Source organism: Imperialibacter sp., assembly GCF_040222385.1.
In the GTDB taxonomy this organism is placed as follows: domain Bacteria; phylum Bacteroidota; class Bacteroidia; order Cytophagales; family Cyclobacteriaceae; genus Imperialibacter.
In genome coordinates, this window is record NZ_JAVKDF010000022.1 from 40,387 (window position 1) to 62,272 (window position 21,886).

Below are 21,886 nucleotides of genomic sequence, written 5' to 3' on the forward strand. Positions count from 1 at the left end.
AGATGGATGATGCCACCAGAGAGAAGCTAATTAATTACCTGGGAAGTTTCGTAACCCCTGAAAGGGCGGCGAAGGTGCAACAGGTGCTTGAGAAGAGAACTCGTCACATTACGGTGGTAATGGAAGATTTTGAAAACTCTCTGAACGTAAGCGCCGTTCTAAGGTCATGCGAGGCGATGGGAGTGCAGGATGTTCACATCATCGAAAACCAGTTTAGGAATAAATTAAGTGCTTATGTGGCCAAAGGCGGCAGTAAATGGCTGACTATTACTAAGCACAATGAGGATCAGCCAACGAATAGTGCTCGTTGCTTGCAGTTGTTGAAAGAGGCCGGTTATCAGATATGGGTAACCAGTCCGGATCAATCTGCATCCAACTTGAACGACGTTGATATAGATTCAAAAGTAGCCCTGGTGTTTGGTACAGAATTCGACGGTGCGTCGAAAGAGGCACTTGAGATGGCCGACAAAAGAGTGTGCCTGGCCATGCAAGGTTTCACCGAGAGTTATAATGTTTCAGTAAGTGTAGCCTTGTGTTTGCATGTTTTGTTAAGGAAGTTAAGAGACTCGGAAATTGATTGGTGTATGAGTAAAGAAGAAAAGAAGCAGTTGACCCTGGAGTGGTATCGTAAGATTGTTAGGAGATCTGATATTCACGAAGTGAGATTTCTTTCAGGCATTTAGTATTAGCGCTGACGGATGCGGTTTTTACTAAAAATGCTTTTTATGCTTGGCGCATTGGTGTTTGCCCTTGTCATCGCCAGTAATGTATGGATCATGTGGAAGACTACAGATGATATCCATTTCAATGTGGAAGAAATCCACGCTGTAGACGTCGGGGTAGTGCTCGGAACATCGAAAAGAAGCGTGGATGGGGGGGCAAACTCATTCTTCACTACTCGAATAGAGGCCGCTGCTAAACTATATAAGGCCGGCAAAGTAAAGCACCTGATACTCAGCGGCGATAACAACACAAAGTACTACAATGAGCCCCAGGACATGTTCAATGCCCTTGTACAGTTGGGTGTGCCCGCACAAGACATGACAATGGACTATGCCGGCTTTCGAACCCTTGACTCCATAGTGCGTTCAAAGGAAGTATTTGGGCAAAACGAGATTGTTATTATCACCCAGCAATTTCATGCCTACCGGGCGCTCTTTATCAGTAAGTTTTATGGGATAAAAGCAGTTACCTTTGCGTCTGATGATGCGGCAAAATCAGGGATGAAGTCAGTGGTGAGCAGAGAATGGCTTGCCAGACCGAAAGCAATTTTAGACCTTTACGTTCTCAAACAACCCCCCAAATTCCTTGGTGAGAAGGAAATTATAGAGATTAGAAAATAATTCTCACATTTTTTGAACGATTTAGCGAGAAAAGTGTCCTTAAGGATGTTATTGGTTTACCAAACCTATGAAAAGAGTACAAATTCTCTTTCTGTTAGTTAGTCTGTCTATTTTCAATTGGGTTCAGGCCCAGGGCACAACCGTGGTATGGGGTAAAGTCACAGAGGCCTCCACTGGTAGTCCGATTCCTTTTGCTAATGTGATCTTCAAGGGCACTTCCATTGGGGCTACCACTGATTTTGAGGGTTATTACAAACTTAGCACTACACAGCGTTTTGATTCCATTCACTTTAGCTACATAGGGTTCGTCCCTAAAACGAAATTTATTGTGGCCGGAAAGGAACAAAACATCAATATTCAGTTGGAAGAAGATGTGGTCAGCCTTCAGGAGCTTGTTTTTGAAGCAGGCGAAAATCCAGCGTTTCGAGTATTGAGGAATATAGTCGACCATAAAAAGGTGAACGATAAGAGGAGGCTTTCTGCCTATGAATACGAGGCGTACACCAAAATTGAAATGGATATTGATAACATTTCAGACAAGTTTAAGCAGCGCAAGATCATCCAAAAAGTAACTTCGGTGCTCGACAGTATCGAGCAAATTGCAGGCGACGACGGGAAACCGGTACTGCCGGTGTTTATTTCAGAAGCCATCAGCAAGTACTATTACAAAGACAGTCCACGGATGGCGCACGAGACTGTTTTGAACACGAAAGTAACGGGAGTGGGGGTAACCGACGGTACTCTTACTTCGCAGGTGATAGGCGCCTCTTTTCAGCAGTATAACTTTTATCAAAACTGGCTCAATATTGTTGGCAAAGATTTCGTGTCGCCGATTTCGGATGGTTGGAAGATCAACTACGAATACGACCTGGTAGATAGTCTTTGGCTCGGCGACTATTACTGCTACCGGTTAGATTTCTTTCCCAAGAGGGAGCAGGATCTGGCCTTTCGTGGCTCGATGTGGATTCACAAAGACACCTGGGCCATCAGACAAATTGACGTAACGGTCGGTAAAGAGGCGAATGTCAACTTCATTGAGAAAATTAAAATTCAACAGGAGCTGGTGCCCACTACTGAAGGTGCCTGGTTGCCTGCCAAAACCCGGGTGATGATTGACGTAAGTGAGCTCACCGCCCGATCAGCTGGGTTTCTTGCCAAGTTCTATGTGTCCAACAAAGACATTGTGGTGAATCAGCCAAAACCCGACAAGTTCTATGAAAACCCCATTGAGATGGTGGAGGACGTTAACGATCGGGCAGGCGACAATGAGTTTTGGGCAGATATCAGGCACGACACCCTTAGTGCGACGGAAGTTCACGTGTACGAAATGATTGACACACTGACGAAGATTCCGGTTATCAAAACCTATACGGACATAATTCAGACAGGGTACACAGGCTATTACAAAATAGGAAAGTTCGACATAGGCCCCTATTCTTATTTCTTTGGCAATAACAACATAGAGGGCACCAGGCTTGGGCTTGGTGGTAGAACCAACATTGACTTCAGTAGGAAATGGGAGCTAAGTGCTAACGTAGCCTATGGTTTCAAAGACGAGGAATGGAAGTACAAGTTTCACGTACGACGGATTTTGGGCCGTAGCCCCTGGACCGAGGTGAAATACATGCACCAGAAGGAAATCGATCAGATTTGGCTCTTGAATGATGACATTGACAATGCCAATGTCTTTTACACGTTTTCCCGCTTCGGCACTCTGATAGATCCCTTTCTCCGGCAAAAGAACTACTTTACTTTTTTTACTGTACTGGGCCGTGGCCTTTCTCAGAGAGTGTCGTATCGTCAGGAATACTTCAAGCCATTATTTGACTTTACATACTATAAAGACCCCTATGCTGAAACGCCCACGGTTCGAAACAACCTGAGTGTTGCAGAGGTAATTCTTGACACCCATTACGCCCCTGACGAAATTTTTGTCATCAACGACAACCAGCGGGTAAGCATGGGCACCATTCGCTGGCCTGCTGTTAACTTTCGCTACACGCTTGGCCTTAGTGCCCTCGGGGGCGATTTTACCTATCACAAACTCGGTTTTTCGATTGAAAAACGGCAAAAAATGGGCATTTTCGGAGTGGGTTATCTGACATTGAGCGGCGGCTATAACTTCAATAATTTGCCTTATCCGTTGCTGAAGGCACACATAGGAAACCAAACGCCTTTCTATTTTAACTTTGCCTACAACATGATGGACTACTTCGAGTTCGTTACCGATAAGCATGTGGCATTCAGATGGAACCACTCATTCAACGGGTTTCTGCTCAACAGCATTCCGGCAATTAAAAAGTTGAAGTGGAGACTTGTAGGCACTGTCAATGTGCTTTATGGCGGCGTAGGGAAGAAGAACTACAACCTGATACCGCCCAGTTACGATGCCAATGGCGACGAAATAGCGCCGTTCTTCGCTCTTGGCCAGTGGCCTTACATAGAGGCCGGTTATGGTGTGGAGAATATTTTCCGGTTTTTCAGAGTTGATTTCATACACAGACTTACTTACACCAACCGCCCCGGAGTAAATAATTTTGGGATTAAATTCAGCTATAAGTTTTCTTTGTAGTATGGTGTTCACTTCACAAAGAACTTTTCTCGGCTTAATACTTTTCTCGGTCGTGAGCATGGTGGGGTGCTCCTCTCCTCCGGCATCATTGCCAATTGCAGATAATCCAAATCCAGACAAAGCCTACTACAGTGAGTTATTGGCGCTTGTGGAAGACAAAGTGCTGGAAGATCCTGACAACCTCGGGCTCAGGGTCAAATTAGCTTCATATCATCAAACGCTTGAATGGCCGGAGGTGGCCAATGCCAATATCGAGGCGATTTTAAGAATGGCGCCCAAAGACCCGGAGGTGATGGTGCTGGTGGCGGACTACTACATACATAGAAACGATTTTGAGAGAAGCTGGATATATGCCCAGCAGGCCGATAGGCTGGGTTCGGTTCACCCTAGTTTATCGCTGATTAAATCAAAATATCACTATTCCAGAAGGAACTACGGCGAGGCTGCCAGGTACCTGAATCATTATTTTGACACAGGAGGCAAGCTCCCCGAAGCATTTCTTGTGGCGGCAGAACTTGACCTCCAGAAGAAAGACACCACCAAAGCGTTGTCCGTTTTGGAGAAGGGGGTCGCTGCTAACCCAGGTCATAAGAGCATGACCCGCCTGTTGGTGACCCTGCACGAGCAACGAAGCCAGCTAACCGAGCTGGTTGCCGTATTGGAGGGGTATGCTGAAGTCACAGATGACCATAGAACTTACAGGGCGGAGTTGCTTGACGCTTACTTCAAGGCTGCTGACTATGGAAAAGCATCGGGGTTTGCTGCTAGCTGGCCTGAGCCCTCCGAAAACGGACTCTTTCAATACGGGAGCCTGATGCTCGAATCGTCGATGATCGACTCCGCCTTTTGGTATGCTGAACGGATGATTCAGCAAGATTCCCTAAGTGTGTCCGGACGTTTGCTCAAAGCACGCTACTTTAACCGTAAGGGTAGAATGGGGGATGCTTATAATTTTTACACGTCGGCGCTGGCGTTGGATTCCACCAACCAAATAGCCCTTGAAGAACGGGGTATTGTTGCTGGAAAAATTGCATATTTGCGAAAACTTAGGGAGCAGCAGGCGGCAATGCCGGTGTTTGATCTGGCTCCGAAGAAATCTGATAATTAGTAGAATTGAATGAGTAACGAGAAAATTAAGCTTACCCTCCCTGATGGAAGCGTTCGGGAATATGATAAGGGGGTAACTGGGTTGGATGTGGCAATGAGCATCAGCGAGGGGTTGGCCAGGAATGTTTTGGCTGCCAAATTCAATGGAAACGTAATTGATGCATTCCGTGCCATCACGGAAGACGGCACTTTTCAGTTGCTCACCTGGAATGACAAAGAGGGTAAATCAACTTTTTGGCACTCTTCAGCACACTTGATGGCTGAGGCGCTTGAAGCACTGTATCCGGGTGTTAAGCTGGGTATCGGGCCGCCGATTGAAAACGGTTTTTATTACGACGTTGATTTTGGGAACAGGGAATTTACAGCCGCCGAGCTTCCTAAAATAGAGGAAAAAATGCTGGAGCTGGCGAGGCAAAAAAATGCCTTTTCCCGCCGGGACATCAGCAAGAAAGATGCCGTGGCCTACTTTGAAGAGAAGGGCGATCCTTACAAGCTGGAGCTTATTGCCGATTTGGCAGATGGCACCATTTCTTTTTACGAGCAGGGCAACTTCACGGATCTCTGCCGGGGACCGCATATTCCAAATACAGGTTTTATCAAAGCGACCAAGATACTGAACATCGCCGGTGCCTACTGGCGTGGTAATGAGAAGAACAAGCAGCTTACAAGGCTTTATGGGATTACTTTCCCTAAACAGGGGGAGCTCAAAGAATACTTGGAGCTACTTGAAGAGGCTAAGAAGCGTGATCATAGAAAAATAGGTAAGGAACTGGAGCTTTTCACTTTCTCAGAAAAGGTGGGCAAAGGGCTTCCGTTGTGGTTGCCTAAGGGTGCCATTCTTCGTGAGCGCCTCGAAAACTTCATGCGCAAAGCGCAGGTGAAGGCCGGATATGACCAGGTGGTGTCACCTCATATTGGCAGTAAGGAGTTATATGTGACTTCGGGGCACTACGAAAAATACGGCAAGGATTCTTTTCAGCCCATCAACACACCGGAGGAGGGTGAAGAGTTTCTTTTGAAGCCGATGAACTGCCCTCACCATTGTGAGATGTACAAGAGCAAGCCGAGGTCGTACAAGGACTTGCCTGTGAGGTACGCTGAGTTTGGTACTGTCTACCGTTACGAGCAAAGTGGCGAGCTGCACGGCCTGACCCGTGTGCGAGGCTTTACTCAGGACGATGCGCATATTTTCTGCCGCCCGGATCAAGTAAAGGAGGAATTTGCTAAGGTAATTGACCTGGTATTGTATGTATTTAAGTCATTGGGCTTCAGTGACTACAATGCTCAGGTATCGCTGAGAGATCCTGAGACACCCGAAAAATACATCGGTACTGAGGAGAACTGGGTAATTGCAGAAAATGCGATTATAGAGGTGGCCGCTGCAAAGGGACTAAAAACAACTGTAGAGCTTGGAGAAGCAGCTTTTTACGGCCCTAAACTCGATTTTATGGTCAAAGATGCTCTTGGTAGAAACTGGCAGCTGGGAACGATACAAGTGGACTACACATTGCCAGATCGATTCGAACTTGAGTATGTGGGTGCCGATAACCAGAAGCACAGGCCGGTTATGATCCACAGAGCACCGTTCGGCTCTATGGAGCGCTTTGTGGCTATTCTGATTGAAAGCACTGCCGGCGAGTTTCCGTTGTGGTTATCACCAGAGCAGATTGCCATCCTGCCCATTTCGGAGAAATTCCATGACTACGCCAATCAGGTTAGACTGATGCTCCAGGAGAATGATATCCGGGGCAATGTCGATGAAAGAGATGAGAAAATAGGCCGGAAGATCAGGGATGCGGAAATCAAAAAGATTCCGTTCATGTTGATCGTAGGGGAGAAGGAGGCGGAAAGTAAAACCATTGCTCTTAGGGAGCATGGCAAGGGAGATATCGGCACCTTTTCAGGCAACGAATTCGTTGACTATTTTGGAAAGCGAATAAAAATGAGTCTGGCAGGCGAAAAAGAAGCCTGAGGATTATAGAAGGCTATTTATAAAAGCGGCTTGCTGCTTTTGATTAGTAGAATTTTTGTGGATATTTGCATCCTTGTTTTGAAACCTAAATACGGAGGTATAAAATTTTAAGACCGAGACCACGAGGTTTTAGGGGTAAACCTGAAGAACCTTACAAGATTAATGAGAGAATTGAAGCCCGTGAGGTAAGGGTAATAGCCGAAGATGGAAATCTTGGCGTTATTCCAACCCGGGATGCAATCAAAATTGCCAAAGAGCAAAACCTGGATTTGGTGGAGATTTCTCCTACTGCCGTTCCTCCTGTTTGCCGTATAGTTGACTATTCGAAGTTCAAATACGAGCAAAAGAAGAAACAGAAGGAAATCAAGGCCAAAGCCCAGAAGACTGTCATTAAAGAAATTCGTTTTGGTCCTAACACGGATGATCATGACTTCAACTTCAAATTGAAGCACGCCATCAACTTTCTTAAGGAAGGTTCCAAAGTAAAAGCATACGTACAGTTTGTGGGCAGAACAATCGTATTTAAGGAAAGAGGAGAAATCCTTCTGCTTAAGTTCGCTCAGGAGCTGGAAGAGTATGGAAAGGTAGAGCAACTACCCAGGCTCGAAGGAAAGCGGATGTCGTTGTTCGTAGCCCCAAAGGTTGCCAAGAAATAATTTTTGTTAAACTATATATACAATGCCGAAAGTTAAAACCAAATCGGGAGCAAAGAAACGCTTTAAGCTAACGGGGACTGGTAAAATCAAACGTAAGCATGCTTTCAAAAGCCACATTCTTACTAAGAAGGAAACCAAGCAAAAGCGCTCTCTTACTGACATGACTTTAGTACACAAGTCAGACGAGAACAGAGTAAGAGATATGCTCAACATCTAAGAAAAACTTAGGTTCTATGTTTCACCAGGTTTTTGGTCAACAAGTGTTCTGAGTAGAACCACCAAACACCAAAAAATGTAATTACTATGCCAAGATCAGTAAATCACGTAGCGTCAAGAGCGAGGAGAAAGAAAATCCTCAAAGCAGCCAAAGGTTTTTATGGCCGCAGAAAAAATGTTTGGACGGTAGCTAAGAATGCCGTTGAAAAAGCATGGAAATATGCTTATGAAGGCCGCAAGCAGAAGAAGAGAAACTTCAGAGCTTTGTGGATTCAGCGTATCAATGCAGGTGCCAGAGAGCACGGAATATCTTATTCTGTATTGATGGGCAAAATGAAAACTTCTAAGATCGATTTGAACCGTAAGGTACTTGCCGACTTAGCCATGAACCACCCAGAAGCTTTCAAAGCTGTGGTGGACAAGGTAAAGTAGTTCGACAAGCCTTTATCAATAATATTAAAAGCTCCAGAGATGGGGCTTTTTTAGTTTAAGGGTGAATGACTTACCGCAAGCAAAAGGGGTCAAGCGGAAAATCTGGGGAGTAAGATTCTGAAACAACGTTGTACCATTTGGTGAACGATAGACAATAAAGAAGCAAAATGGTTCAATGCGTCCCGCTTGGACCTTTTGCTTCTTTAAGTAATGACAAAATACTCTTGCAAAAAAATCAATCCGCCAGAAATATTGCTTGATCCATCCGCAAAAGGCTGTTAAATACTGTTGCCTCCAAAGAGATACTTCCTTGCTGAATTGTAATCGATGAAGTAAGTAAGCCTGACAGACAAGCTGTTGACTTGCGGCAGGCTCAGGGTTTTGTCAAAGTTTTCAGCAAAATTAATGTCGGTGTTATTGTCGCTTGAGCTGATGGAGTCTTTCCAAACCACATTCAAAAAGCTGCCTGGCGCAATTTGGTAGAAGTAAACAAAGTCAACATTGAGCGCATTGAAGTTGGTATCGTGCTGCTTCTGTCCGGATTCGTCGATGCCTTCATACTCAGAGTCGGCCAATTGTCCGTTGCCCTGTAGGTCATAAAATCCGTTATACTTAACATTGCTCCAATAGTGCCTAACCCGGAGAGTCAGCCCCATTTTGTTATTGAAAGTGTATTTAGTGCCAAGGATATTATTTGTGGTAAGGACGTCTCTTTCTCCAAAGATGATCTCATCAAGCGATTCGTTATCAGCGTACAATTTGGTAACGTAGCCCTTAGAGTCCTCAGAGCTCTCTCTGCTAACCCGGAAGTCGATGGATAGTCTGTTGTTGACTCTGTAGCGGATGGAGGCTCCCAATGAATTGTACGCTTGCTCCCAGTCGGGTCTTCTCCAGGTATTTTGGCTTACATATATTTTTACGGCTTTGCGGGAATCGCTTTCTACCCATGAGTTCACGCTGTAGGAACCCGGCTGAACAAAATAGTAGCCCTCTTCTCTGGGCTCAAAGTAGTCGTAACTGTCGATAGGCTTCAGGCTTGACGACATGCCCACTCCCCAGAAATTCTTGAATTGGGCATAAGTAGATGCGTAAACGTCGGTGCTTGTGAATGTTCTTGGCTCAAAAAGCTGCCGGTATGATCCGCTGACATTGGCCCGGTAGTAGTTAAATACCCCCATGGGCTTAAATATCCTGTACATGAGGGACACGTTGTGGGAGACACTATTGGCAGCCCTGTTGAATCCGAAATCGTTGGGGTTGTAGTCTTTGCTTTCAACACTCCTGCCGATGCCATACTGAAAGCTTCCGCTGACCTTTGAAAGACCCACACTGTACTTATATCCATCCTCCAATTCCCTTGACACATCGGCGTCTTCGGCATTGTAGATGTTGGAGACTGCACCGAACGCTGAGAACCGGTAGGTATTGGTGCTGTCGAGCAGGCTAACACTTGCCCCTGTGACGTTGGCATCGTTGGCGCCATCAAGTCTCGTTACATTGGTATTAATAAGGTTAATGCTCGAATTGTTTTTCAGGATTTTGTCTACCACCAGCACATTGAAGTTGGTCAGCGGGTCAACTTGTTCCTGTCTGCTTTCGCCAGTCTCGATGTTGCGTATATTCGCATAAGTCTTGTTGGTCACCGCATTCAGAAAGCCTAGTCCCCAGCCTTTTCCGTTTCTACCGGAGATTTTGGTGGCATTGATCAGGGGTGCTGCCGACGGAGAACTACTCACTTCTTCTGTTTCGTTATTGTAGTCAATCCCGCCAAAAGTAGCGCCGATACGTCTGGAATACACCAGGTCGCCTTTGTCGAACAGTTCCGTTCCTTCTGTGAAGAATTGCCTGTTTTCACTGTATTGCACCTCATAAGCTGACAGATTAAGCACCACGTTATCGGACTGTACCTGGCTAAAGTCGGGGATGAGGGCCATGTCGAGGGTATAAGACTCGTTGATGCCATACTTTAGGTCCATGCCGCCAGTGAATGAGAATTTTTCTTTGCCATTGACCCCATCGTTGGTATAAATGGTGGTAGCGTAGGGGAGTAGCGATAAGCGAACCGGTGGTTTGATGTCTTCAAGCCCTCTGAGCACTCCCGATTGGTTCACAGTACCCCTGATCGAATTGTCTACCGGATTCCAATATGATTCCTCCTGATTTCGTTTTACCTGGCGATAAAAGTTGATACCCCAGTTCTGTTGCGAGGTGGCTGGAAACCGGAGTGCGAAATAGGGTATTTTTATCTCAACAGTCCATCCGTTTTCATTGTAAGCGATAGCACTTTCCCAAACCGCATCCCAATTTTCGTCCCAATTATCACCATTGATGAAGTAGTCGCCTTGCACGCCTGCGGCTGAAACGAAAAAGCTGAAAGCATTTTGACCGCTGTTGTAAGGGTCGACCAAAATACCAAACCAGTCTGTGTTCCTGTTGAAGTCGTCTCTTTTGCCAAATTCTCTTCTTATTTCGGAGGGATTTGGATCGTATAGTCTTGCTGAAAGGTAGAGGGCATTGTCATCATACACCAACTCAACGGCAGTAAGGAAATCCGACTTTTCGCCGTTGTTCGGCTTGAATTGAGTGAACTGGGTGGGTGTCGGGCTTTGACTCCATATGTCTTCGTCAAGGATGCCATCCACTTTTGGACTACTTGTGATGCGTTTGGTGGCAAACTCATTTTTACCGGAGCCGGAGGCTGACGCCAGGTGCGGAGAGAAAAGAAAAATTAAAAGGAAACAACCAAGGGATAACAGGTCTTTATGATCCAATTTGAACATTAAGGGCTATTTGTTAAACTATCTGTGCTAATATGCTTTGCAAATTTAGCTATGATCGCCGTTAGCTCAGTTGTAATTCTGATAAATGGTAAGGATCATGACATCTTTTTACACTTTAGCTCACTCTGTGTTTTCGCACACACTGGTTTCGTTCAATGATCAGCTTGACTGGTACTCATCAATGCTTTGATCTCGGTCAGCAGCTCGTCTCGTTTAGTCTTTCCTACATTATTGAGCATAATGATCACCTGTCCACTCTCAAGGTTTCGTTCGATGTAAGTACGGAAGCTCGTTAGTGTACCGTTGTGCCGTACGCTCTTCGGGTTATCCTCGTCGATGTTCCAGCCAAAGCCATACCATGATTTGCTTCCGTCATTCAATATCATAGGTCTATAGGCTTCTTCCATCGTAGCTTGCGATACCAACTGATAGCTTTGCAACGCCTGGTGCCACTTGTACATATCCTCTATGTTGGAGTAGAGCCCGCCGCCACCTGTAGTGAAATACTGATAGTCGTCTTCTTTTCCATCAGCATCAAAGCCTTTGCACGGATTGGTTCTTTCAGGCATTTTTTCGTCATAAGCTACCGTGCTGGTCATGCCTGTGGGTTCGAATACATTTTCCTGCATAAACTGATTGAAGCCTTTGCCGCTGATTTGCTGAACGATGGATGACAGCAACACATAGGCGGTATTTGAGTATTCATATTGGCCGCCAGGAGCAAAATTGAGTGAGTCAATGCGCTCAACCACTTTCACCACATCAGAATTGGTAAAACCGGGAACTGCCACACCCAAGCCGTAGTAGTCGGGGATGCCGGAAGTGTGGGTGAGCAAGTTTCGTATCGTAACCGAGTTGGCCCAGGAAGGGAAGCTTGGGAAGTACGTGCTCAGTGTGTCGTCGAAGGTCAGCCCGCCGTCTTCTTTTAGCAGCATGATCGCCATCGCAGTAAACTGTTTGGATACCGAGGCCATATAGAAAGTTGAAGTGACATCGAGCGGCTTGTTGGCATCAAAATCGGCCATACCGTATGCTTCCTTAAGAAGCGTGCCGGTGCTGTCAGCGATAAGCATAGTGCCGTTGTAGAAGCCCGTATTGTGGTATTTTTCCACAACATTGTGAAGCTGGTCAGTAAGATTTTCTTGTTGTGAACAGGCTCCGAGAAATAGAGTGCCAATAATAAAAGCTGCTATGGATCGCATAGTTTGTTAAGTTTGGTCTGTGTAAGATAGCGCTGGAAAAAAGAACATGAAAGCTTTTTCAGGGAAGCGGCAAAATGGACGTTAAATAAGGCTTTATCTTGATGGGAGGATTGCTATATCAGCCAAACTTTTGTTAGTTTTCCGCTTAATTAGCGCTCATGGACAGAAGAAAATTTATTACAGGGAGTTTGCTGGTTACGGGGGGTGGGCTGCTAGCCCCAACAATGGCGAAAGCCGAAAGCAAAGCTTTTGCATCAGGAACCTGGCCAGACCGAATTATCAAACCCAAAAAACTTAGCAAAGGTGACACAATAGGTCTTATTACACCTTCAAGTGCCATTTCCCGGGGATCCTTTGAGAGCACACTTGAGAACATGGAAGCCCTTGGTTTTAAGGTGAAATACTCTGACAATATGCGGGTTCGAAAAGGCTTTCTGGCTGGCACTGATCAGCAGCGACTCGACGACCTCCATACCATGTTTGCCGATCCATCGGTCGATGGAATTTTCTGCGCCAGAGGTGGCTACGGGGCAGGCAGGCTTTTGCCAGGAATTGATTACAGCTTGATTGCCTCCAACCCAAAAGCATTTATTGGGTACAGCGACATCACAGCGCTTCATTTTGCGATATTCAACAAGACCGGGTTGGTGACTTTTCATGGCCCCGTCGGTGCCTCCAACTTTACCGACTACACCGCTGACAGCTTTGAAGATACCCTCATCAAGGGCAAAGGGAAGATCAAGATAGAGCAGGCAAAAGAAGACCGGGAAAGGCAGGAAGACTATATTCAGATCTATTCCATTACAGATGGCGTAGCCAAAGGTGAACTCGTAGGAGGCAACCTTAGTCTTGTAAGCTCGCTTACAGGCACACCATTCGATCTCGACTTTACCAACAAACTGGTTTTCCTGGAAGAAGTAGGCGAGTCGCCATATAGGATTGACAGGATGTTGACACAACTTCTGCTGGCTGGGAAGTTGCAGGCAGCCAAAGGCATAGTTTTAGGCGTGTTCAACGACTGCGATGAAAAAGACACTGACCCCGATTTTGGAGACAAAACCTCGCTCAGGGAGACACTTGCGGAGCGTCTCGGAAGTTTAAGTATTCCGGTTTTATATGGAATGTCTTTTGGGCACGTGTCCAATATTGCTACGCTTCCCATGGGCATCTCTGCTGAGCTTGACACTTACAAACAATCGTTGACCCTTCTCGAAGAATCCGTTCTTTAAGCTTTATGAAAGTTACATACCACCCTGTCAAAATGCCCCTGAGGCATACTTTTACCATTGCCCATGGCTCCACAAGTGTGCAGGAGTCTTTTATTGTTGAGCTGAGCCGAAACGGGAAAAGCGGCTTTGGAGAAGCCACCGCTAATCCATACTACGGTGTAACCGTTCCCAAAATGACCGAACAGGTGGAGAGTGTGCGAGCCATCATTGAGTCGGGAAACTGGGACACCCCGGAGGCATTTCACAAGGCCATGCTGGCGACAGGCAAGCTGAAAGCCTTCACCCTTTGCGCCCTCGACCTCGCTTTCAACGATCTTTATGGAAAGCTACAGGGAAAGCCGCTTTACAAGATCTGGGGACTGGATGGGAGCAAGGGGCCTATTTCCAATTACACCATTGGCATTGATACGGTGGAAAACATGGTAGCCAAAATGAAGGAGGTTCCCTGGCCACTGTACAAAATCAAATTAGGCACTAAAGAAGATATCCGGATCATTGAGGAGCTCCGGAAGCAAACGGATGCGGTTTTTAGGGTGGATGCCAATTGTGCCTGGGGAGTGGACGAAACTATTGCTAACAGCAAAGCGCTTAAAAACCTCAATGTGCAGTTCATAGAACAACCTTTGAAGGCAGATGATTTGGGTGGTATGAAAAAGGTGTTTGCCGAAAGTGCGTTGCCCGTTATTGCCGATGAAAGCTGTCAGGTGGAGTCAGAGGTTGACAAGTGCTTTAATCATTTTCATGGTATCAACATCAAGCTGACGAAATGCGGTGGGCTAACACCAGCCAGAAGAATGATTGCCAGGGCACGTGCACTGAACATGAGCGTGATGATGGGCTGCATGACAGAGTCTTCTGTCGGTATTTCTGCCATAGCCCAGGTTGTTCCCTTGCTCGACTATGTAGATATGGACGGTGCATTGCTGCTGGCAGAAGACCCGGCCAATGGCGTGCAGGTGACCACAAGCGGGCTGATTTTCCCCAATGAAAATGGCACCGGTGCCAGCCTTAAGTAGAAACGAATGATGCGGTCAGAGGAATTTCCAGGAAGAACACTGCATGTCAATGGTAAAGAAATGCTTTACTTCAGCGGCACGTCTTACCTCGGTTTATCGGTGGATAAGGAATACCAGGAGTTGATTAAAGAGGGAGTAGATAAATACGGTGTGCATTTTTCCGGCTCCAGAAATGGCAACGTGCAGTACAGTCTCTTCGAAGCAGCAGAGCGGCACATAGCCGACTGGTTGTCGACAGGTGATGCTGTAGTTACCTCGTCGGGTTTTGCCTCCGGGCAGCTCCTTATCAAGGTGCTGCAAGACATGGAATGGAGCATGGAGTATGCCCCTGGTTGCCACCCAGCTTTGTGGCGAAATTCAGACGACGCTACCAATGGTGACTTCATCAGTTGGTCAACAATGATCAGGGTGCAGCTGGAAGGAATGCTTCCTCGTCGGATGGTTTTGCTCTGCAATTCTACTGACCCGCTTTTCTGTAACCCTGTAAGTTTTGACTGGCTTACCGACATCTCCACGCTGCACGAAATACTGTTGGTGGTAGATGATTCGCACGGTATTGGACTGACCGGGGAAAATGGAGAAGGGGTGGTGTCGCAGCTTCGGAAGCTGCCGTCACATGTGCAGTGGGTGGTCACCTCATCGCTGGGCAAAGCGCCTGGTTTGGCGGCCGGTTTCATCGCTGGCTCTCACAATCTCATCAAGAAAATCCGACAGTCTCCATGGTTCGTTGGAGCTGCTCCGTCGGCACCGGCATTTCTTCATGCGCTCTTGAAAGGGGGGGAGATAAGAGCCCGCCAACTCCAAAAGCTTCGCAAGTTTCAGATGCCATTCGGCAGCCATTCACTGGTGAAGAGGCATTTCAATTTTCAACCAGTGTTGCCTGTTTTCTTCTCAAAGAGCCAGCCACTTTACACTTACCTGCTGAGCAGAAATATTATCATTTCACATTTTCCATATCCTAAGCCAACCTCAAGCCCAATCAGCAGAATAATTCTGCATGCAGCCCTTGAACCGGTGGATATTGGAAATTTACTGGAGGAGATCAAAACATTTTATGAGGACTTTCAATAGGCTGCTATCTTTGGAGCTTCCTGGGTGTTTTATGCACGAAAAGACCCATAGATGAAATCTATAAATATTTTATAAACATCTTTTAATCAATTGGTTAATTTCTATTAATTAAAGTAAAATATAGCATCAATGGCTGATATCACTTCTTTGCCCGGCAGCACCCAAAATATACCCACCCCCTTCTATTTCTATGACCTGGAACTTCTGAGAAAGTCACTGGATGAGGTAAAAAAACATGGGTTAAGCAAAGGCTATAAGGTCCACTATGCCATGAAGGCCAATGCGAATCCACGGATTCTTGAAGTCATAAAACAGTACCATTTGGGTGCCGACGCCGTGAGTGCGAATGAAGTGAAGGCTGCGTTAGCCGCTGGCTTTCCGAAAGAAGAAATTGTGTTTGCCGGTGTGGGAAAATCGGACGAGGAGATCATGGTGGGATTGCAGAATGATATCTTTTGCTTCAACTGCGAGTCGGCGCAGGAAGTAGAAGTCATCAATGAGCTGGCCGGTAGGATGGGTAAGAAGGCGAAGATAGCTTTGCGGATTAATCCTAATGTGGACGCCAAAACTCACCATTACATTACCACTGGAATGAAGGAGAATAAGTTTGGCTTGCCCCCGAAAGAGATCGATCAAGTGATCGACAAACTGCCGCAGCTAGCCAACATACAGTTAACCGGAATCCATTTTCATATTGGTTCTCAAGTGACGAGTTTGGAGAGCTATACACAACTTGCCCAGCGGGCCAACGACTTTAATGCTTACTTCAGAAGCAAGGGCATCGAGCTTCAGCATGTGAATGTCGGTGGTGGTTTGGGCATCGACTATGTCGACCCAAAAGGCAACCCTGTTCCTGACTTCAAAAGCTATTTCGAAGTATTCGAAAAGCACATGAAACTAGCGCCAGAACAGGAGCTGCACTTTGAATTGGGAAGGGCCATTGTGGGGCAGTGCGGCAGCCTCATCAGCAAGGTGCTGTACAACAAGGAAGGGGAGACGATAAAGTTCTTGATTATCGACGCAGGCATGACAGAGCTCATCCGCCCGGCGCTGTATCAGGCGGAACACTTCATTGAGAACATTAGCTCCACAAGTGCCAGCAAAGAGACCTACGATGTTGTTGGCCCTATCTGCGAATCTTCAGATGCATTCCGCAGAGGTATTGAGCTGAAGCAAAGCAAAAGGGGGGACTTGCTGGCCATCCGTTCTGCTGGTGCTTATGGCGAAGTAATGATGAGCCGCTACAATTTGCGGGACAATGCAAAGACGTATTTTGATGTAGATTTCAAGTAAATCACTCGGGAGTCGCCACCCTACCAGGCTCCCGGTTCTCCGATCCCTCAACGCCTGTGAGACTATCTCCAAGTTTCGCTCTCATGCCATCCGCTAATTTGAGCAGCCTTTCTACGACTTCAGGGTTGGTGGTTGCCACATCGGTGGTTTCCTCCATATCTGTGTCGAGATTGTAGAGCTCTGGCTGAGTGACTTCTGTTTGCTCATAGTCGATAGGCAAACCGTCGTTGGTGCCTTCCCGACCAGCCAGTGTTCGGTAGGTATGGGGCAGATAAAGCTTCCACTCGCCACTTCTTACAGCCTGTAATTCATTCACTCTGTAATAGATGAAATATGCTTCGTGAGGTGACTGCTTCGAACTGCCTGTTATGACTGGCCACACATCCTTGCCATCGATTTTCTTTTCAGGCATTTTGCCTCCAGCCAGCTTAGCGATAGTAGGGAGCATATCGATGGTCATCATTGGCGTATTGATCAGGCTGCCTGCTGGTATTTGGCCGGGGTACCTCATGATGGCTGGCTCACGAATGCCACCTTCCCAACTGGTGCCTTTGCCTTCTCTAAGTGGATAGGCAGATCCAGCATGGCCGCCGTAGGAAAGCCAGGGGCCGTTGTCCGATGTGAAGATTACTAGTGTGTTGTCGTCAAGTCCGTTTTCTTTCAAAGCAGCCAGTATTTGCCCTGCCGACCAGTCAATTTCCATGATCACATCGCCATAGAGCCCACGTTCCGACTTTCCCTTGAATTTATCGGACACAAACAAAGGCACGTGAGGCTGTGGATGAGGGACGTACAGAAAGAACGGCTTGTCTTTGTTCCGCTTGATAAAGTCGACGCTTCGTTCAGTGATTTGCGTAGTGAGCATCGTCTGATCCTCCAGCGTATCGATCACTGTTTCGTTTTCATACAACGGGAGAGGTGGAAAGTCGAAAACTGTTCCCTGCCATGGGTGGTTGGGCCACATGTCGCCCGAGTAGGGAATACCAAAGTATTCGTCGAAGCCCTGGCGGGTAGGCATAAATTCAGGCTCATCACCCAGGTGCCATTTGCCATAGATGGCTGTGGCGTAGCCTTCAGCTTTTAACACCTCCGCAAGCGTGGTTTCATCTGGGTTCAGGCCGATTTTAGATTCAGGCACTAATGCATTGTGGATATTGACACGGTTGGAGTAACACCCTGTAAGCAAAGCAGCTCTCGACGCAGAGCACACCGCCTGGGCCACATAGAAGTTAGTGAGCTGGGCAGCTTCTTTGGCCATTTGATCCAGGTTGGGCGTGGTAAAGCCTTTGGCACCAAATACGCCCACATCGTTGTATCCCTGGTCGTCGGTGAAGATGATAACAATATTTGGCTTGGCGGGAGCCTCTTGTTCCTCGGCCTGGGGTTTGGTCTGGCAAGCGCTGAGAAGCAATAAGCCAGCTGCGAATAGGTAGGTGTTTTTCAATGCCACAACGAGAGTGTTTTTGGTTCGAAGTTTTTTCAACGAAGTCAAAGTAAAGAAAAATGGAAGAAGTTTACCCTGCTTTGTGACGGGCGATAATAGAAAAGGTCTGTCGGGGTACAAATCTCGGTTGGGATGTGGTGCCACCAGTTAGCACTGTGGGCACCACATCCCCGTTGAATAGTCATTAAAAAAGGCCTGCCGGGGGACAGGCCTTGGTTGAGATCGCAAAACGAGAAAGGTTTTTCAATTACTGAGCAGGGTACCACTGTCGCAATCTCACATCCACTTTGCTGGCCCCTTTGTTTACCAGCTCTTTGAATTTATCTACATCATTGAGACCGCCCTGACCACGGTAATGGTAAGGATACACAATGCCCGGCTTGAAGTCGATCACAGCACTGGCTGCTGCATCCACATCCATGGTGTAGGGGAGGTTCATGCAGACAAACGCCACGTCGATGCCTTTCAGGTTGCGCATTTCAGGGATGTCGGAGGTGTCGCCCGATAGGTAGATATTCTTACCTCCGAAGTTGACAATATAGCCATTGCCTCTGCCTTTGGTATGACGAGAGTCGGCACTTTCCGGCAGGTTGTACATAGGGATAGCTTTGATATTGATGCCACTTTGATCTGTACTTTGGCCATTGCCAATGATCAACAACTGGCTTTTGTTCTTCTCAGCGATCTGGTCTGCCACAGCTTGGGGAACGACAATCTTAGCTTTGGATAGATCCAGCCCATCCAATGTCTCCTGGTTCAGGTGGTCGCCGTGTATATCCGTAATCAAAACAAGGTCAGGTGCAGGCATGCCTTTGAACAGGTCAGCCCCTCCGTATGGGTCAACGAACACGGTCAAGTTGTTCCATTGGAAGGCCACCGTGCCATGGGTAATAGGGGTGATGGTAAGGTCTCCTTTGCTTGTCTTGATTTTGTCGGACTGGCTAAATGCCAGAAACGGTACAAGCATCAGAGAGAAAGCGTAGGTGAATATCTTTTTCATAGTTTTTAATTTTAGTAGTCCTTAAAACTGGTTGAAAGGGCTTTTGTTTTAACAAAAGTCCATAGTTAGTGGTAAAGTAATTTTAGTGAGATAATGGGAGTTATCAAAGGAGAGTTTGATGGGAAACCAGTGTGTCATGGTTTTTGGTTGACAGTCGGAAATGTTTTTAAATGGTATTGAATTTCATTTCTATCCTCAGCTTTTTGGGTATTGCCCTTATCCGTCTCATGTATTGCGCTTGTTCGTCTCATGTCTTGCTGTTATTCGTCTCGTGTTAAGCGCTTAACTGGGGGGCAGACAAGCGCTTAACAGGTACCGAGACAAAGGCTTAGCACAGAGGGAGACAAACGCTTAACACCTACTCACGTAAGCGCTTGTCTTTAATGGAGAGCTGATGTACCTGGCAAAACCCCTCTTCTAGCCCGTGGGAGTGGTTTTAACCCATCATGCCTTTCTCCAAATAGCCCCTATTTCTTATAAGTCAAACCTTCATCATAGTTAAACAAGGCGTAGCCATCTCCTTCCAGGTAGCCCGGCACGTCCTCCAGGTTGTCCTCGACCGCTTCATCGGAAACGGGAGTGGAGAAGGGCATTTTACCTGCCGGGTTAAACTTGCCTGTGATCACATCCAGTAGAGCTTCTGGTGTGGTGCCAAAGGTTGCAAAAACACCGACTACGTTCCCCTTGTTGGTATCATTGTAGATTTCATCTACCACCCACGGATTCGTATAGTCAATTACCAAAATAGTAGGAACAGTGCTAACCACCTCCTTGATGTGGGCCACATCAATTCCTTTTTTTGAGAGTGAAATTGAAATGGGTGCCCCGTCTGAATTAAATACTGAGTTAGAAGGAATGATCCACTGGATAGCCAGGTCAGCTTCCGCAAGGGTTTTCACAAATTCCACTTCATGATTGCCGTTTGCTTCCATCATAAAGTTGGTCGAACCCTCTTCTTCTCCACGGCCTGGCGACTGTAGGGTTTCTACATATATCTTTGTGCCTGCTTTGATAGGAAGCATGTTTTTTTCGTTGCGAAGCATCACGATCGATTTTCTTAACGCCACCGCAGCCTTTTCTCTAAAGCGATCATTGCCTACTGTTGCCTCTGCTGCGGCTACATCTACATACGGGTTCTCAAATATCCCTAGCGTAAATTTCTCTTTTAGCAGCAGAAGTACTGAGTTGTCGATCAAACTCATGTCTACCATGCCCTTATTGATGACTTCCAGCAGGTCGGCAGGATCAGAAACTCCAGAAATGATATTTGAACCGGCTTCCAAAGCCTTTTTATATCTCTCGTGTAATGTAAGATCTTCCACTCCCCACACCATGCGTGTGATTGGGCCGGTGTCGGTATTGATGATGCCGGAAAATCCCATTTTCTCTCTTAACACACCTGTTATCACCGCTTTGTTGTACGAATAGCCTACTTCTTCAAATTCGGTACCCTTAGGCAGCGAATAATAAGGCATAATAGCTGAAGTGCCAGCATCTATGGCTGCCTGGAAGGGCAGGAGGTTGTCATAAAATCTGCCACCAGGGTATACTTGTTCTTTTCCCCAGTCAAAGTGAGAATCCTGGCCGCCTTTTCCTGATCCACCGCCCGGAAAATGCTTCATGGTCAGTGCGATGGAATTGGTATCCAACTTTGTTCCTTGAAATCCGATCACTATCTCTTTGATCACCTGTGCGACCCATTCAGGGTTTTCGCCGAAAGTACCATCGACCCTCGACCAGCGAGGCTCGGTGGACAAATCAGCCATATACATGTATCCCTTTCTAATCCCGGCTGCCAGCCATTCCTGGCGTGAGTCATTGGCAAATTCACGGATCAGGGCCAGGTCACGTGTTGCAGATAAGCCAAGCTCACCAGGCCAGGCAGTAAAAACGGAGGCGTTGAGTGCCGTGCCGACAGATGCATTGCTGGAAATATGATTACGGGGATTGGAAGTAATGATCGCCGGAATGCCCAGAGGCTCACTTTCGCAAAGCTCCTGAAGCTTATTGTTCCATTCAGCAATTACGCTTGCGCTTTCGTTGAGTCGCAGGATGAAATGCCGGTTGTGAAATTCTTTTACCCTCTGCGTAGTACTGGTGGCTTCATTCATGGCGCCAATAAAATTGCCCCCACCAGCAGGACGATCATCTTTCACTTGTCCCTCGTCCAGGTCGCTCGCCTGGTATTGTCCCTCGGAAGTCTTGGCTTTTCGGCTTCCAAGCATGCTCAATGAGTTGATCGCCATAAAGCCCGCTTTTTCTTCCACAGACATTTTCGCAAGCAAATCCAGACTTCTTTCTTCAGGTGTCAATCGCCAGTCTTCGTATTTATCGAGTGTTCCGTTTTTGTTCAGGTCTTTGAACTGAAAGCCATCCACGTCTATCAATTGAGCTGATCGGGTGCCCAATGTTGGTTGGACAAAGCTGCTTTTCTCAGTACAGGAGGCTAATAGAAATGTGCCTAGTCCAAGCAGGGCCGAAGCTTTGATAGCTGCTGCTCCTACCTCGAACCTCTTTGAAGGCTTTTGGAATAAAGTGATAAATGACTTCATA

Annotated in this window: 17 protein-coding genes; 12 read left to right on the forward strand and 5 right to left on the reverse strand. The window is 46.8% G+C overall.

Annotated features, from left to right (window positions below):
• The first annotated feature begins 2 nt into the window (after positions 1-2).
• The 8 genes from RIG68_RS07925 (at position 3) to rplT (ending at position 8,298) form a co-directional block, all read left to right on the forward strand.
• Positions 3-683: a TrmH family RNA methyltransferase gene (locus tag RIG68_RS07925; RefSeq protein WP_350120808.1), complete on the forward strand. Its 681-nt coding sequence runs from the start codon at positions 3-5 to the stop codon at positions 681-683.
• Positions 684-725: 42 nt separating this feature from the next.
• Positions 726-1,343, forward strand: a complete 618-nt coding sequence (locus tag RIG68_RS07930; RefSeq protein ID WP_350120811.1) for a SanA/YdcF family protein — start codon at positions 726-728, stop codon at positions 1,341-1,343.
• A gap of 67 nt (positions 1,344-1,410) precedes the next feature.
• Positions 1,411-3,915 carry a DUF5686 and carboxypeptidase-like regulatory domain-containing protein gene (locus RIG68_RS07935; protein WP_350120814.1) on the forward strand — a complete coding sequence of 835 codons (2,505 nt, stop codon included), beginning with the start codon at positions 1,411-1,413 and terminating at the stop codon, positions 3,913-3,915.
• A 1-nt stretch (position 3,916) separates the two neighbouring features.
• Positions 3,917-5,023, forward strand: coding sequence for a tetratricopeptide repeat protein (locus tag RIG68_RS07940; RefSeq protein WP_350120817.1), 1,107 nt, complete (start codon positions 3,917-3,919; stop codon positions 5,021-5,023).
• A gap of 9 nt (positions 5,024-5,032) precedes the next feature.
• Positions 5,033-6,994 (forward strand): threonine--tRNA ligase, encoded by a 1,962-nt coding sequence (thrS, locus tag RIG68_RS07945; RefSeq protein WP_350120820.1) that lies wholly within the window; start codon positions 5,033-5,035, stop codon positions 6,992-6,994.
• 104 nt (positions 6,995-7,098) lie between these two features.
• Entirely contained in the window at positions 7,099-7,650 is a 552-nt protein-coding gene (gene infC, locus RIG68_RS07950; RefSeq protein WP_151998596.1) for a translation initiation factor IF-3, read from the forward strand.
• Positions 7,651-7,672: 22 nt separating this feature from the next.
• Complete coding sequence (rpmI, locus tag RIG68_RS07955) at positions 7,673-7,867, forward strand: 50S ribosomal protein L35 (RefSeq protein WP_151998595.1); 195 nt, start codon at positions 7,673-7,675, stop codon at positions 7,865-7,867.
• Positions 7,868-7,953: 86 nt separating this feature from the next.
• The gene (gene rplT / locus RIG68_RS07960) at positions 7,954-8,298 is read left to right on the forward strand and encodes a 50S ribosomal protein L20 (RefSeq protein WP_151998594.1); all 345 of its coding nucleotides are present in this window, start codon (positions 7,954-7,956) and stop codon (positions 8,296-8,298) included.
• 278 nt (positions 8,299-8,576) lie between these two features.
• Here rplT and RIG68_RS07965 read toward each other — a convergent pair whose 3' ends face one another.
• Positions 8,577-11,078 carry a DUF5916 domain-containing protein gene (locus RIG68_RS07965; protein WP_350120823.1) on the reverse strand — a complete coding sequence of 834 codons (2,502 nt, stop codon included), beginning with the start codon at positions 11,076-11,078 and terminating at the stop codon, positions 8,577-8,579.
• Between the two features lie 152 nt (positions 11,079-11,230).
• Positions 11,231-12,280, reverse strand: a complete 1,050-nt coding sequence (locus tag RIG68_RS07970) for a serine hydrolase domain-containing protein (protein WP_350120826.1) — start codon at positions 12,278-12,280, stop codon at positions 11,231-11,233.
• 158 nt (positions 12,281-12,438) lie between these two features.
• On the opposite strand from RIG68_RS07970, the gene RIG68_RS07975 reads away from it, so the two are divergent.
• From RIG68_RS07975 to lysA, 4 genes are all read left to right on the forward strand, one after another.
• Positions 12,439-13,509 (forward strand): S66 peptidase family protein, encoded by a 1,071-nt coding sequence (locus RIG68_RS07975; protein ID WP_350120829.1) that lies wholly within the window; start codon positions 12,439-12,441, stop codon positions 13,507-13,509.
• A gap of 5 nt (positions 13,510-13,514) precedes the next feature.
• Entirely contained in the window at positions 13,515-14,525 is a 1,011-nt protein-coding gene (locus RIG68_RS07980) for a dipeptide epimerase (RefSeq protein ID WP_350120831.1), read from the forward strand.
• Positions 14,526-14,531: 6 nt separating this feature from the next.
• Positions 14,532-15,596, forward strand: coding sequence for an aminotransferase class I/II-fold pyridoxal phosphate-dependent enzyme (locus RIG68_RS07985; RefSeq protein ID WP_350120834.1), 1,065 nt, complete (start codon positions 14,532-14,534; stop codon positions 15,594-15,596).
• A 129-nt stretch (positions 15,597-15,725) separates the two neighbouring features.
• The gene (lysA, locus tag RIG68_RS07990; RefSeq protein ID WP_350120837.1) at positions 15,726-16,889 is read left to right on the forward strand and encodes a diaminopimelate decarboxylase; all 1,164 of its coding nucleotides are present in this window, start codon (positions 15,726-15,728) and stop codon (positions 16,887-16,889) included.
• A gap of 1 nt (position 16,890) precedes the next feature.
• Here the strand turns inward: lysA and RIG68_RS07995 are convergent, their stop codons facing one another.
• From RIG68_RS07995 to RIG68_RS08005, 3 genes are all read right to left on the reverse strand, one after another.
• Positions 16,891-18,339, reverse strand: coding sequence for a sulfatase family protein (locus RIG68_RS07995; protein WP_350120840.1), 1,449 nt, complete (start codon positions 18,337-18,339; stop codon positions 16,891-16,893).
• A 241-nt stretch (positions 18,340-18,580) separates the two neighbouring features.
• Positions 18,581-19,333, reverse strand: coding sequence for an MBL fold metallo-hydrolase (locus tag RIG68_RS08000; RefSeq protein ID WP_350120843.1), 753 nt, complete (start codon positions 19,331-19,333; stop codon positions 18,581-18,583).
• A gap of 467 nt (positions 19,334-19,800) precedes the next feature.
• Positions 19,801-21,885 carry a glycoside hydrolase family 3 protein gene (locus tag RIG68_RS08005; RefSeq protein WP_350120846.1) on the reverse strand — a complete coding sequence of 695 codons (2,085 nt, stop codon included), beginning with the start codon at positions 21,883-21,885 and terminating at the stop codon, positions 19,801-19,803.
• Position 21,886: the final 1 nt, after the last annotated feature.

Coding starts and splice junctions, on each gene's coding strand:
- lysA (WP_350120837.1), top strand. CDS start 15,726: ATGGCTGATATCACTTCTTTGCCCGGCAGCACCCAAAATATACCCACC.
- thrS (WP_350120820.1), top strand. CDS start 5,033: ATGAGTAACGAGAAAATTAAGCTTACCCTCCCTGATGGAAGCGTTCGG.
- RIG68_RS07975 (WP_350120829.1), top strand. CDS start 12,439: ATGGACAGAAGAAAATTTATTACAGGGAGTTTGCTGGTTACGGGGGGT.
- rplT (WP_151998594.1), top strand. CDS start 7,954: ATGCCAAGATCAGTAAATCACGTAGCGTCAAGAGCGAGGAGAAAGAAA.
- RIG68_RS07980 (WP_350120831.1), top strand. CDS start 13,515: ATGAAAGTTACATACCACCCTGTCAAAATGCCCCTGAGGCATACTTTT.
- RIG68_RS07970 (WP_350120826.1), bottom strand. CDS start 12,280: ATGCGATCCATAGCAGCTTTTATTATTGGCACTCTATTTCTCGGAGCC.
- RIG68_RS07965 (WP_350120823.1), bottom strand. CDS start 11,078: ATGTTCAAATTGGATCATAAAGACCTGTTATCCCTTGGTTGTTTCCTT.
- RIG68_RS08000 (WP_350120843.1), bottom strand. CDS start 19,333: ATGAAAAAGATATTCACCTACGCTTTCTCTCTGATGCTTGTACCGTTT.
- RIG68_RS07925 (WP_350120808.1), top strand. CDS start 3: ATGGATGATGCCACCAGAGAGAAGCTAATTAATTACCTGGGAAGTTTC.
- RIG68_RS07930 (WP_350120811.1), top strand. CDS start 726: ATGCTTGGCGCATTGGTGTTTGCCCTTGTCATCGCCAGTAATGTATGG.
- RIG68_RS07940 (WP_350120817.1), top strand. CDS start 3,917: ATGGTGTTCACTTCACAAAGAACTTTTCTCGGCTTAATACTTTTCTCG.
- RIG68_RS07935 (WP_350120814.1), top strand. CDS start 1,411: ATGAAAAGAGTACAAATTCTCTTTCTGTTAGTTAGTCTGTCTATTTTC.
- RIG68_RS08005 (WP_350120846.1), bottom strand. CDS start 21,885: ATGAAGTCATTTATCACTTTATTCCAAAAGCCTTCAAAGAGGTTCGAG.
- rpmI (WP_151998595.1), top strand. CDS start 7,673: ATGCCGAAAGTTAAAACCAAATCGGGAGCAAAGAAACGCTTTAAGCTA.
- RIG68_RS07985 (WP_350120834.1), top strand. CDS start 14,532: ATGATGCGGTCAGAGGAATTTCCAGGAAGAACACTGCATGTCAATGGT.